General features: G+C 62.3%; 11 protein-coding genes. 3 read left to right on the plus strand and 8 right to left on the minus strand.

The features are described 5' to 3' along the window. Positions 1-755 (plus strand): ABC transporter ATP-binding protein (locus HJC04_RS12390; protein WP_221146330.1); only part of this gene is annotated, 755 nt, incomplete at its 5' end. 67 nt (positions 756-822) lie between these two features. On the opposite strand, the gene HJC04_RS12395 is transcribed toward HJC04_RS12390, so the two are convergent. The 4 genes from HJC04_RS12395 to HJC04_RS12410 form a co-directional block, all read right to left on the minus strand. Next, positions 823-3,069, minus strand: coding sequence for a glycoside hydrolase family 2 TIM barrel-domain containing protein (locus HJC04_RS12395; RefSeq protein WP_221146332.1), 2,247 nt, complete (start codon positions 3,067-3,069; stop codon positions 823-825). A 281-nt stretch (positions 3,070-3,350) separates the two neighbouring features. Beyond that, a complete protein-coding gene (locus tag HJC04_RS12400; RefSeq protein ID WP_221146334.1) occupies positions 3,351-4,262 on the minus strand; it encodes an SMP-30/gluconolactonase/LRE family protein in 912 nt (303 codons plus the stop codon). A 95-nt stretch (positions 4,263-4,357) separates the two neighbouring features. Beyond that, positions 4,358-5,179 (minus strand): SDR family oxidoreductase, encoded by an 822-nt coding sequence (locus HJC04_RS12405; RefSeq protein WP_221146336.1) that lies wholly within the window; start codon positions 5,177-5,179, stop codon positions 4,358-4,360. Between the two features lie 199 nt (positions 5,180-5,378). Then, complete coding sequence (locus tag HJC04_RS12410) at positions 5,379-6,566, minus strand: phytanoyl-CoA dioxygenase family protein (protein WP_221146338.1); 1,188 nt, start codon at positions 6,564-6,566, stop codon at positions 5,379-5,381. Between the two features lie 95 nt (positions 6,567-6,661). Between HJC04_RS12410 and HJC04_RS12415 the strand changes: the two genes are divergently transcribed. After that, entirely contained in the window at positions 6,662-7,687 is a 1,026-nt protein-coding gene (locus tag HJC04_RS12415) for a LacI family DNA-binding transcriptional regulator (protein ID WP_210629732.1), read from the plus strand. A gap of 65 nt (positions 7,688-7,752) precedes the next feature. Further along, complete coding sequence (locus HJC04_RS12420) at positions 7,753-8,970, plus strand: adenylate/guanylate cyclase domain-containing protein (RefSeq protein WP_221122956.1); 1,218 nt, start codon at positions 7,753-7,755, stop codon at positions 8,968-8,970. Between the two features lie 23 nt (positions 8,971-8,993). Here the strand turns inward: HJC04_RS12420 and HJC04_RS12425 are convergent, their stop codons facing one another. The 4 genes from HJC04_RS12425 to HJC04_RS12440 all read right to left on the minus strand — a co-directional run bounded on the left by HJC04_RS12425 (position 8,994) and on the right by HJC04_RS12440 (position 12,304). Then, complete coding sequence (locus HJC04_RS12425; RefSeq protein ID WP_210629734.1) at positions 8,994-9,773, minus strand: SDR family NAD(P)-dependent oxidoreductase; 780 nt, start codon at positions 9,771-9,773, stop codon at positions 8,994-8,996. Between the two features lie 70 nt (positions 9,774-9,843). Further along, positions 9,844-10,239, minus strand: a complete 396-nt coding sequence (locus HJC04_RS12430; RefSeq protein ID WP_210629735.1) for a DoxX family protein — start codon at positions 10,237-10,239, stop codon at positions 9,844-9,846. Between the two features lie 96 nt (positions 10,240-10,335). Beyond that, positions 10,336-11,484 carry a galactonate dehydratase gene (gene dgoD, locus HJC04_RS12435; RefSeq protein ID WP_210629736.1) on the minus strand — a complete coding sequence of 383 codons (1,149 nt, stop codon included), beginning with the start codon at positions 11,482-11,484 and terminating at the stop codon, positions 10,336-10,338. 64 nt (positions 11,485-11,548) lie between these two features. Next, on the minus strand, positions 11,549-12,304 hold the full coding sequence (locus HJC04_RS12440; protein ID WP_259665203.1) for a FadR/GntR family transcriptional regulator: 756 nt from the start codon (positions 12,302-12,304) through the stop codon (positions 11,549-11,551). Between the last annotated feature and the right edge of the window lie 71 nt (positions 12,305-12,375).

Raw genomic sequence — 12,375 nt, forward strand, 5'->3', positions numbered from 1 at the left:
TGCAGATCGGCCATCTGCTCGACCGCAAGCCGAGCCAGCTGTCGGGCGGCCAGCGCCAGCGCGTCGCCATGGGCCGGGCGCTGGTGCGCGATCCCAAGCTCTTCCTGTTCGACGAACCGCTCTCCAACCTCGACGCCAAGCTGCGCGTCGACATGCGCATCGAGATCAAGCGACTGCATCAGGCGACCGGCAAGACCATCGTCTACGTCACCCACGACCAGATCGAGGCAATGACGCTCGCCACCCGCATCGCCGTGATGAAGGACGGCATCGTCCAGCAGTTCGGCACGCCGGCCGAGATCTACAACAATCCCGCCAACATGTTCGTCGCCGACTTCATGGGTTCACCGGCGATGAACCTGGTCCAGGCCTCGGTCGAAAACGGCGCCGGTGGGCTCGCCGTCTCGCTCGAGCGGCCGAACGCCGCTCCGCTCAGGCTGCCGGTCACGACAATCGCAAACGGTCTTTCCTCCTATGCCGGCCGGCAGGTGGTTTTCGGCATCCGCCCGGAGGCGCTGACCGACCCCGACGGCGCCGACCGCAATGCCCGCTCGCTCACCGAAGGCGACTGCCTGATCGAGGTCGTCGAACCCGCCGGCTCCGACACCTTCGCCGTCACCAAGCTCGGCGGCAAGGAAGTGGTCGCCCGACTGCGCGCCGATGCCGGCATCGCACCCGGCCAGCACACACGCCTCGCCTTCAATCTCGACAAGGCTGTGTTCTTCGACCCGGAAACACAGGCGCGGATTCCGTAAGGCGGAGCGCCGCGTGTCCGATAAGACGTGGCAAGAGCGCTCCAACACCTTCAGTTCGGCTTATGCGTCAGGCGACGGCTGTTACGCTGAGGGTCACCGGCGCGAAACGTGAGCAGACAGCCTCGACGGTAATGTCTCCCACCAGCCCGGTCGCCTCCAGCCAGAAGCCTGATGTGCCGCCCTGCAGCGGCACATTGGTCGGGCCAACGATCTTTGCCGGGCCATGCACCTTCAGCGAAATGCAGTCGTTCATGAACGGCAGGCGCTGACCGCACTGGTCGAGGGCGCGGATGATGACGCGGGTGCTGTCGCGTTCGCGGGCTTTCAGCGTCTGGCTGTCGGCAACGATCTCAAGCGTCGTCGGTAAAGGATCGGCAGCCAGCGTCAGGCTCGCCACCGGCTGGCCGCCGATATAACCGGTAAAGGTGCCGTCGATCCATTCGAGCCCCCAGGTGCCGAGCTCATCGGCAGTGAAGTGCCGGTGGTCGAGCACGACGGGCGGATGCGGCAGGTGCGGGTAGTTCTCGCGATCCGGACCGATGCGCTTGGAAAGCGCGCCATATTGCAGTTCCACCTCGTCGCAATTGGTCAGGATGATCAGCGGCAGCACGCCGCCGATATTGCGCTCGCCGCGCGCCCAGAAGGTCACCGGCTTCATGACGATTTCCTCGGAAGGGTCGCACTGGCTGATATAGGCATAGGCCGCGAACTTGGGCTCACGGAACATGTCCATGACGCCGTGATAGCAGATGCGGTCGCCGGAGCCGAAATCCTTGTGGGTGTTGTAATCGAACATGCACCAGCCAATGGCGCCCGAGATATCCGGATCGCCATAGGCGGCGTTCAGCACCTCGAGATGACGGCGCACATGCTCGGCCTGGCGCTGTTCCTGATCATAAATCTTCGTCGGGTGCATGTGACCATTGAACTCGGTGATGAGGTACGGCACCTTGCGGGATAACCCGGTATTTTCCTGCTGGCTGCGCAGCACGGTGCGCGGACGGTTGGCGCCCGGCAATTCCTCATTGCCGAGGATGAAGTCGTTCATCGTGTAGACGTCCTCGAGCAATTCGCTCTCGGTGATATAACGCACGCCGCCGGTCTGGCGGGTGCTGTCGAGTTCACGGGCCAAGCGGTTGGTCTCAACGTAGAAGTCGTGGCTATCCTGCGACTCGTTGATGCGCACGCCCCAGATGATGATCGAGGGATGGTTCCAGTCGCGCTCGATCATGCGGCGGACATTCTCGATCGATTCCTTCTGCCAGTCGGCATCGCCGATATGCTGCCAGCCGGGGATTTCCTCGAAGACCAGCAGGCCGATCGCATCACAACGATCGAGAAACCATTTCGACTGCGGATAATGCGAGGTGCGGACGATATTGCACTTCAGCACTCTCTTCATGATGTCGGCGTCGCGCTCCTGGGCGGACCGGCCGGCGGCATAACCGACATAGGGGAAGGCCTGGTGGCGGTTGAGGCCGCGCAGTTTCAACGGCTTGCCGTTCAACAGGAAACCTTCCGGGGTGAATTCGGCGGTGCGGAAGCCGAACCGGGTGGAGAGGCGGTCGGAGCCGTGCTCGGTCCTGACTTCGACCGTGACCTCATAGAGCGTCGGATTGGTAATGTCCCAGAGTGCTATGCCGGTGAGACCGCCGAAGGAAAGCGTCGTGCGGTCGCCGATCGTTTCAGTCGCTGCAGTGGCGATCACCGTGCCGTCGGCCTGCTTCAGCGTAGCCGTGACGGTCGCCGAGAAGCTGCGGCGCTCGGGATTGGCGATGTCGACGCGGACCGTCGCCGATTTCTGAGGGGCGAGAACGTCCGACGTTTCGATCTTGAGGTTGCGGATCGAGACCGGGTCGGTGACCTTTAGCCAGACATCGCGGTAGATGCCGGCATAGGTCAGATAATCGATGCGACCGCCGAAAGGCGGGATGGCGGGATTTTCACTGCCGTCGATCTTGACGGTCACCAGGTTTTCGCCCTTCACCAGCTTGCCGGTGAGGCGGGCTTCGAAGGGGGTGTAGCCGTCTTTGTGAGCGATAATCTGCTCGCCGTTGAGATAGACGACACTGTCCGCCATGGCGGCGTCAAAGATCAGCGAAACCTCGCGATCCTCGAATTCCGGTAGCCAACGGAGCACCTTCTGATAGGTGAAGGCGCGCTGATAGTCCTTCTCATCGAAATAGTTGAAGGGTAGTTCGACGGCGGTGTGGGGCAGGCTGACCGGCTTGGCCGCATCGAAGTTTTCGAGCAGGCGCTGGCCGAAGCCCTCGTGGAAACTCCAGCCCTCGTTGAAGGAAACGACGGAACGCATCTCAGGCTCTCCCGGTCGTGGCACCAGGAGCCGTGCGGCTCCCCTTGGCGCGTGAAAATCGGATCATCGGGTAGTCCTCCTTGATGCATCGAGGCGCGAGCGCTCCAGCGCGTCGCATCAAATCTGATTCATGTGATGCGCTTTAGCTTTTTTCGTACAGGTCGTCATCCGGAACCGCTGCCGCCCCTTGCAGATGACGCGCCGGCGGCAACGCCGCCCCGCCGCCAGCGGCGATATCGTCAGGCATGCCTGTCGCACGCACGCCGTCGTGCTTCCATAAGTTACGGATATTGTGCCCCGTTCGTCTTGGTATAGATCGAATAGACCGAACGGGTCGCGGTGATGAAGAGCCGGTTCTTCTTAGGGCCGCCAAAGGTGAGATTGGACACCGTCTGCGGCACTTTGACCTTACCGAGCAGCGTTCCATCGGGTGAGAAGCAATGCACACCATCACCCGCGCTCGTCCAGAGATTGCCGCCGACATCGAAACGAAAGCCGTCGGGATGGCCGGCATCGAGGCTGCAGAAATAGCGGCTGTTGGCAAGCTTTCTGCCGTCGACGACATCGAAGACCCGGATATGGCATGGCACTTCATGTTTGCCCGAGCCCGAATCGGCAATGTAGAGTTTCGTTTCATCGGGCGAGAAGGCAAGGCCGTTCGGCTGGATGAAATCCTCCACGACCGCCTCTGTCGCGCCGCTTGCGGGGTCGATGCGGTAGACGTTGCGGGTCGGCTGCTCAGGTTCAGCCTTATGACCCTCATAGTCCGAGAGAATGCCGTAGGTCGGATCGGTGAACCAGATCCCGCCGTCTGAGTGGACGACGACGTCGTTCGGCGAGTTCAATCTCCTGCCTTTGTAGCTGTCGGCGAGGACGGTGATGCTCCCGTCCATTTCCGTGCGGGTGACTCGGCGGCCGCCATGTTCGCAGGAGATGAGCCGGCCCTGCCGGTCACGGGTATTGCCGTTGACGTAATTGGAAGGCGAGCGGAAGACGGAGACCGTGCCATCCGGCGTCCAGCGCATCATGCGTTCGTTCGGGATATCGCTCCAGAGCAGGCAGTTCAGGTCGGAGAACCAGACCGGGCCCTCCGTCCAGCGGCAGCCGGAATAAAGCTCCTCGAGCGCGGCGCTGCCGATGACCATGGCAGCGAAGCGCTCATCGCGAATGTCGTAAAGCGAATTGTCGGCCACGCCAGTTCCTCCCTGAATGCGGTCGTCCTTCTGGTAGCGATAAATCCTGCGAGGTGCCAGAGCCCGGCAATGGGAAATGTCAGGCTTGGGTCTTCTCAGAGGGCGGCGACCGGATGCGGCGAGCCGTCGTAGGCACCCCAGATCGATTGGTCGAAACAGATGACGGAGCCGGTCATCAGGCCGGATTCCGCCGATGACAGGTAGGCGCAGGCGCGCGCCACCTCGTGCGGATCGACGAGCCGGCCGAAGGGCTGGTTCGCCGCCGCCTTCTCCAGCCAGTCGGAAGGTGCATCGTGATATTCGCGCTGGATGCGGTCCTCGCCTTCGGAGGCCATCCAGCCGATGTTGAGGCCGTTGACGCGAATGCGGTTGCGCAGCAGCGCATAGGCGGTGTTCTTCGTCAGCGTTTCCAGCGCGCCCTTCGAGGCGCAATAGGCGGCGATAAAGGGCTGGCCGGCTTTAGCCGACATCGAGCCGATATTGACGATCGTGCCTTCTATCTTTTCGCGGCGCATGACCTTTACCGCCTCCTGCATCAAGAAAAACGGCGCCCGTACATTGACGGCGAACATGGCATCGAACAGTTCGGGGCTGGTGTCGAGAATGGTGCCGCGATCGGTGATGGCGGCGGCATTGACCAGGGCGTCGACACGACCAAAGGTCTGGTCGCAGACCTGCACCACATTTCGGACGTCCTCGACCTTGCCGAGATCAGCTTTGACGTAGACGGCTCTGGCGGCGGTCGCAGCCGAAATCTCCGCGGCCTTCGCCTTGCCCTTGGCTTCATTGCGGCCGCAGATGACGATGCCTGCCGCGCCGCGTTCGGCGAAGAGACGGGCGATGGTTGCGCCCAGGCCCTGCGTACCACCGGTGACGATGGCGATCTTGCCGTCGAAGCGGCCGTGATCCGTGCTCATGTGGTTCCTCCCTTTTCATGTGCGAATGGCCTCCCGCGCGTGCGGGAGGCTCGCATGTCGGTGCCGTGTGGCCCTCTCAGCAGCCTGCCGGCACCTTCTGCTCGGTGGGGAGAAGAGACAGGTGGCGGCGCCTCGATTCTCCCTTCTCCCCTCGAGAGAAGGTGCCCGTAGGGCGGATGAGGGGGGTCGATTTCCAAAGTCAACTCAATTTCCTTCGCGCCTGTTCGGCAAGTGCTGTCGCAAAAACTTCGTCGCTCCAGCCTTCCCTGAGTGCCTCGTGCATCAGCTGTGCCTGCGTCTTCGGCGCCAGCCCGCCGAGCGGCGGGTCGCGATCGAGATTGGTGGGGAAGGAATAACCCTCGGCGCAGGCGGCGACGGCGTTGGCGATTTCTTTGGGCGAGAGCCGGTCTTGCAACGCCTTCAGGGCGGGAAAGAGTCTGGCGCTCATTCTCTCGCGGTTGACCGTTTCCATGGCACGGCCGAAGGCGGAGGAGATCTGCAGGAGGTTGGCGACACGCTTGATGTCGGCCGAGCGGTTGGTACCGGCGGCGTGGAAGAGGGCGGGGTTGAAGAAGACGACGTCGCCCTTTTCGAGCGGCAGTTGGACGTGGTTGGCCTTGAAATAATCCCGGAATTCCTGGCGCTTCAGCGCCAGAAAACCCGGTACATAGGTCTGGCTGTGCGGCAGGAAGAGTGTCGGACCGCTTTCGAGCGGCATGTCGCAATGGGCAACCGCGCCTTGCAGCGTCAGAACCGGCGAGAGACGATGAACATGCGCCGGAAATTGCTCGATGACCGCAGACGACTGGAAACCGAGATGGTAGTCGCGGTGGGCCGACTGCGCCGCGCCGCCTGGATTGACGCGATTGACCTGCGCTGTCATCTGATAGCTCGGGCCGAGCCAGGCTTCGCTTGCGAGCGCGATGATGGCATTGCCGTAATATTCGGTGAAATTATCCGGATCGGCGAGGCAGTGTTTTTCCAGCGAATTCCAGATGCGGTCGTTGGCGCCGGGCTTGGCGAAGTGATCGCCGCCTCCAGTCGAGGTGCGGTGCTGTTCCTCGATGATTGCGTCGAAGAGAGCGCTTGCACGGTCGATGATGCCGGTGTATTCGTAAGCGCGCTTGAACACGACCACACCCGGCCCTTCGCCGAAGGCGTCGCAGATTTCCGCCAGCACGGCGCGCCGGCCTTCCGGCGTATCGGCCGCTGCCGCCACCTTGCGGCTGTCATAGATCAGGATGTTTTTTTCGACCGCCGAAGCTGTTGGATATTCGGCAAGGACGGTCGGTTTTTCCGCAAGCCGTCGAAAGTCGTGGAGATTGCAGGCGTCTTCGCTGAGCCAGACGCGGTCGGCGCGCAGTTTCTGCAGGTCATCGGTTTTCAATAGCGGCTCCTCCCTGGTTCCGATGGAGGCACTATACGCCGGGCCGCAAGCTGATATAGATCAGCAATCCATCAAAAAACCATCAGACGGAGCCGATGGCGCATCTCTTTCTTGTCAAAGACATCGCCTTTCAGGCGGGGCTCAGCACCGCGACAGTCGATCGGGTGCTGAACGGCAGGCCAGGTGTGCGCCGGCAGACGGAAATGCGGGTGAGGGCAGCGATCTCGGAGCTGGAGAAGCAGCAGACGGGAACGATGGTCAGCGGGCGAACGCTAGCGATCGATATCGTCATGGAGACGCCCCAGCGGTTTAGCGATGCAGTGCGTGCGGCCTTCGAGGCAGAGATGGCGGCCTTTCTGCCCGGTGTCTTCCGCTGCCGCTTCCATTTCGCTGAGGTGATGAGACCGGCCGAACTTGTGCAGCTTCTTGACCGCATCCGGCTGCGCGGCACGCACGGCATCGTGCTGAAGGCGCCTGACGTCGCCGAGGTGGTGGCTGCCGTCGCACGGGCGGATTCGGCCGGCATTCCCGTGGTCACGCTCGTGACGGATCTGCCGAATTCGGCGCGCATAGCCTATGCCGGCGCCGACAACCGGACGGCGGGGGAGACGGCGGCCTATCTCATCGGCGAGTTCCTCGGCTCTGACGGCGGTCAGGTACTTGTGACGCTGTCGAGCGGACGGTTCCGCGGCGAGGAAGAGCGCGAGATCGGTTTTCGCCGCATCATTCGCACCCGTTATCCCGGGATCGGCATCACAGAAATCAGCGAGGGACACGGCACCGATGCCGTGACGGGAACGCTTGTGGCGGCAGCGCTTGCGACCGATCCTGCCATCAATGCCGTTTATTCGATCGGCGGCGGCAATCGGGCGGTGCTGACGGCCTTCGATGCAGCCGAACGTCCCGTCCGCATTTTCGTCGCTCACGATCTGGATGCGGACAATCGCGCCCTGCTTGCCGCGCGCCGCGTCGGCTTCGTGCTGCATCACGATCTCCGAACCGATGCGCGTGCGGCCTTCAGGGCGATCATGAGCCGGACCGCGGCCTCCGTTCGGACGATTTCGACCTCGCTTTCGTCCATCGAAATCGTTACGCCCTACAACTTGCCCGCAGGCGATTGAGCCAATCGGCTTTTCGTCCATTACGCATTTGGGCTAAAGCTTCAGAACAGGTAGAGGTGAGCGCCATGGATTACAGCGACGTCAGCAGTATCGCAGCCTGGGTTACGGAACAGGGGCTGAAGGGCGCCTCAGAAGCGGAGCTCATGACCGGCTTCTGCGCGGCCTGCCGCGATGCCGGCCTGCCGCTCGACCGCGGCATGGCGCTGATGGACACGCTGCACCCCGTGCATGAGGGCCGGGCCTTCCGCTGGGACAGTGTGGAAGAGATCGAAACCGAATTCGAGTATGGCCCGACGGGCTCAGGCGAAGCGGCTGCGACCTGGCAGCGCTCTGCCTTCTATTATCTTTGGTCGGGAAACGAGCGGGAGGTCCGCCGACGCATCGGCTTCGGCGATCCGATCGATTTCACCATGCTCGACAAGATTGCCGAAGCCGGCAACACCGATTTCGTAGCAATGATGCATCGTTTCAGCGAAGCCGGCACGATCGGTGAGATGGATTGCTTCTTTTCGCATTTCGCAACCAAGCATCCCGAGGGTTTCTCGGATCACGATCTCGCCATTCTGCGCAAGCTCGTGCCGGTCCTCGGACTGGCGATCAAGTGCATTGCGCTGGGGCGCATCGCGCGGACCATCGCGGAAGTCTATCTCGGCGAGGATGCGGCGCGCCAGGTGATGGAAGGCAAGATCAGCCGCGGCAAATCGGAGCGGATCTCGGCGGCGCTGTGGTTTTCGGATCTGTTGAACTACACCAAGATTTCCGACCGTGTGCCGCCGGAGGAAATCATTCCGCTGCTCAACGATTACAGCGAGGTCGCCATCTCGGCGATCCATGAGGCCGGCGGCAATGTGCTGAAGCTGATCGGCGATGGTGTGCTGGCCATCTTCAAGGGCGAGGTGCCAGCCGAAACCTGCCGTTCGGCGCTTCGCGCCGAATCGCTGCTCCGGGAAAAGCTCGCCAAGCTGAATGCCGCGCGCGCTACCGACGGCCGCGCGACGACTGACGTCTATATCGGCCTTCATATTGGCGATGTCTTCTACGGCAATATCGGCAGCCAGGACCGGCTGGACTTCACCGTCATCGGCCCCGCCGTCAACGAGGTCAGCCGGATCGCCTCCATGTGCCGTTCGGTCGACCTTAACCTGCTGATCTCCTCCGATTTCGCCGCGGCCATACCGGCGGAAGAGCGCGCCGCGCTGGCATGCGTCGGACGTTATGCGTTGCGCGGGGTGCAGCGTGCCCAGGAACTCTATACACTCGACAGCGCCCGGCTGAACGGCTGACTTTTTCGCGAAACCTCCGAGGACTACCGCAACAGGCCCTGGCCGCCGTCGATCCAGATCGGTGTGCCGGTGATGTGCCGGGCCCGATCGGAGGCAAGGAAGAGGATCGTTTCGGCAACATCCTCGCTCTTGCCTGCCTTCCCGCCGGCAATCGGGATGTCGCCCTGTGGCCAGATCACCGGAACCTCCGTCTCCTCGCGATGACGGCTGTCGGTATTGGCGTTGATATTGGTCTCAATCTCGCCCGGGCAGACGGCATTGACGCGGATGCCGTGGCGGCCGAGTTCCAGGGCGAGCTGCTGGACCATGGCGACCTGGCCTGCCTTGGTTGCGGTATAGGCGGTGGCACCCGGCGTAGTGAAGGTGCGGGTGCCGTTGATCGATGCGACGACGACGATCGAACCGCCGCGGCGCTTCAGATGCGGAACCGTCAAGTGCAGGGTCAGATAGGTGCCGCGCAGATTGACGGCGATCGTCTTGTCCCATTCATCCGGACTCAGATCGTCGATCGGCGCCCAGACGCCATTGATCCCGGCATTGGCGACAACGATGTCGAGGCCGTTGAAGGTCTCTATGAGTTTCTGCACCGCAGCTCGCATTTGGCCTTCGTCGCTGGTGTCGGCGGTCAGCGAGATCGACTGGCCGCCGGCGGCCTTGATCTCGGCGCAGGTCTTCTCGACCTCGTCTGCCGTCCGGCTCAGGACTGCGACCTTTGCACCTTCGGCGGCGAGTTTCAATGCGGCCGCTTTGCCGATGCCGGAACCGGCACCAGTGACCAGCGCGACCTTGTCCTTCAGCTCCATGGGCGACCCTCCGTGACGTTCTGCAGATAGGCCAATGTTTGGCGCGGCAGTTCGTTCCGGAGGGAAAAGCCTAACGGAGGAACGTTTGCCGCAAGGCCCATCTCTCCGGCCCGTGGACGGCGGCAAAGAGCAGGCCGGCGAGGAAGGTGAAGTGATCGACGAAGAAGCCGAACTCGGCCTGGTTCTGTTGCCAGTGGGCCGGTCCGTGGAAGGCGAAGGCAAGGAAGATCACGTAGATGCCTGCCAGTAGGCTCGCCTCGGTGAAGAAAGCGCCCGATATGAAGGCAAGGGCCAACGCGATCTCGAAAAGGGCCGCGACCCAGGTGAGGAAGGTCGCCATCGGGAAACCGGCGGCGGCAATGTAGCTCGCCGTGGCGCCGATATCGGCAAACTTGAAGCCGGCGGCCATGAAGAAGATGAGGCTGAAGATGAAGCGGGCGATGATGATTACGATTGCTCTGGCCATGGGAAACCTCCTTTTGAGCTGCCATTATGACGCAGGAGGTGGCCGATATCCTACACTGCGAATGAAAAAGGGCCGCTTGCGCGACCCTTCATTCTCTCACCACTCGGCAAAGCTGCCGTCGGCGTGCCGCCAGATTGGGTTGCGCCAGCGATGTCCCTCCTTGGCGCGCTCGCTGACATAGGCCTCGTCGACCTCGATGCCGAGGCCCGGCCCCTGCGGGATCGAAACGAAACCATCGGCATATTCGAACACCTCCTTGTTGGAGATGTAGTCGAGGATATCGTTGCCGGTGTTGTAATGGATGCCGAGGCTCTGTTCCTGGATGAAGGCATTATAGCTGACGGCATCGACCTGAAGGCAGGCAGCGAGCGCGATCGGGCCGAGCGGGCAATGCGGGGCCAGGGCGACGTCATAGGCTTCGGCCATCGCCGCGATCTTGCGGCATTCGGTGATGCCGCCGGCGTGGGAAAGATCCGGCTGGATAATGTCGACATAGCCGTCCGAAAGCACCTGCTTGAAATCCCAGCGCGAATAGAGCCGCTCACCAAGCGCGATCGGTGTCGAGGTATGGTTGACGATGTCGCGCAGCGCTTCCTTGTTTTCCGAAAGCACCGGTTCCTCGATGAACATCAGCTTGTAGGGTTCGAGCTCCTTGGCGAGAACCTTGGCCATCGGCTTGTGGACGCGGCCGTGGAAATCGACGCCGATACCGATATGCGGGCCGATCGCCTCGCGGATGGCGGCGATGGTCTCGACCGCCCTTTCCACCTTCTCGTTGGTGTCGACGATCTGCATTTCCTCGCAGCCGTTGAGCTTGATCGCCTTGAAGCCGCGGGCGACGACGTCTCTGGCATTGTTGGCGACATCGGCGGGGCGGTCGCCGCCGATCCAGGAATAGACTTTGATGCGGTCGCGCAGCTGGCCGCCGAGCAGGGAATGGATCGGCTGGCCGAGCGCCTTGCCCTTGATGTCCCAGAGCGCCTGGTCGATGCCCGAGATGGCGCTCATATGGGCCGCGCCGCCGCGATAGAAACCACCGCGATACATCACCGTCCAATGGTCCTCGATCAAGAAAGGATCCTTGCCGATCAGGTAGTCTTCCAGTTCGTGGACGGCGGCCTCGACGGTCAGCGCACGCCCCTCGACGACCGGTTCACCCCAGCCGACGATGCCTTCGTCGGTCTCGACCTTCAGAAACAGCCATCGCGGCGGAACGATATAGGTGGTGAGTTTGGTGATCTTCATCGTGGTTCTTAATCTCTTCTCGGATTTGCGATGGGGCAGCGCGTCCACGGCTTTTCGTGATTGATCATTTTGCCCTGCCGATTGCCTTCTCTGCGGCGGCAAGGTCGCGTACCGCAAGGTCGAGCATACGATTGGCGCATTCCCTCGCACCTGTTTTGTCGCGCATGCGCAAGGCCTCGACGAGTTCGCCGTGAACGAGCACCGCATCCTCCCGGTTTTCGACGGCGATGTTGGAGGCATGCAGCGCATATTTCAGCGCAGCATGGATGGCGCTTGACAGGCGGCGGAACACCTGGTTGTGGCTGGCGGTCAGCAGCACCGTATGAAACATCACGTCGGCGTCGGTGAAGCGTTCCGGATCGCCTGCGCTGTCGCGCATCTGCCGCCAGGCCCTGTCGAGATCGGCGATCTCCTGGGCGCTGGCGCGTTCGGCGGCATATTCGGCGGCCGCCGGTTCGATGGTGCGGCGGGCTTCGAGAATGCATCCCAGCAGGTCGAAGTCCTTGATGTAAGGCCCCATCCAGTCGAGCACCTCGGCATCCAGGATGTTCCATTCATCCCGATCGCAAACGGTCGTTCCGACCCGCGGCTTGCCACGGACAAGCCCCTTGGATTCCAACACTTTCAGCGATTCGCGAATGACGGTGCGGCTAACGCCGTAGAGTTCGCAGAGGTCGTTCTCGCGCGGCAGCGGCGAGCCCGAGGGATAGCGGTCGGCGCAGATGTCCTGAGCGATGGCCGCCGTCACGTTGCGGCGTACGCGCGGCCGGCGTTCGCTGCCGGAGCTTTCCGTTCGGCCTTGTTCCTCAGTCGATTCCAACTTCACCTCTCCGCGCTCTCTCCCGGGCAGCAACCGAACCTGATTAACCGAATTCGATCCAGTTTGCGACG

This window comes from Rhizobium sp. NLR8a (assembly GCF_019685235.1).
Classification (GTDB): Bacteria; Pseudomonadota; Alphaproteobacteria; order Rhizobiales; family Rhizobiaceae; genus Rhizobium.

What these genes read in the sequence shown, in the direction of transcription:
- HJC04_RS12430 (WP_210629735.1), bottom strand. Translation starts at nt 10,239, where the DNA reads ATGGCCAGAGCAATCGTAATCATCATCGCCCGCTTCATCTTCAGCCTC.
- HJC04_RS12420 (WP_221122956.1), top strand. Translation starts at nt 7,753, where the DNA reads ATGGATTACAGCGACGTCAGCAGTATCGCAGCCTGGGTTACGGAACAG.
- HJC04_RS12405 (WP_221146336.1), bottom strand. Translation starts at nt 5,179, where the DNA reads ATGAGCACGGATCACGGCCGCTTCGACGGCAAGATCGCCATCGTCACC.
- HJC04_RS12425 (WP_210629734.1), bottom strand. Translation starts at nt 9,773, where the DNA reads ATGGAGCTGAAGGACAAGGTCGCGCTGGTCACTGGTGCCGGTTCCGGC.
- HJC04_RS12395 (WP_221146332.1), bottom strand. Translation starts at nt 3,069, where the DNA reads ATGCGTTCCGTCGTTTCCTTCAACGAGGGCTGGAGTTTCCACGAGGGC.
- HJC04_RS12415 (WP_210629732.1), top strand. Translation starts at nt 6,662, where the DNA reads ATGGCGCATCTCTTTCTTGTCAAAGACATCGCCTTTCAGGCGGGGCTC.
- dgoD (WP_210629736.1), bottom strand. Translation starts at nt 11,484, where the DNA reads ATGAAGATCACCAAACTCACCACCTATATCGTTCCGCCGCGATGGCTG.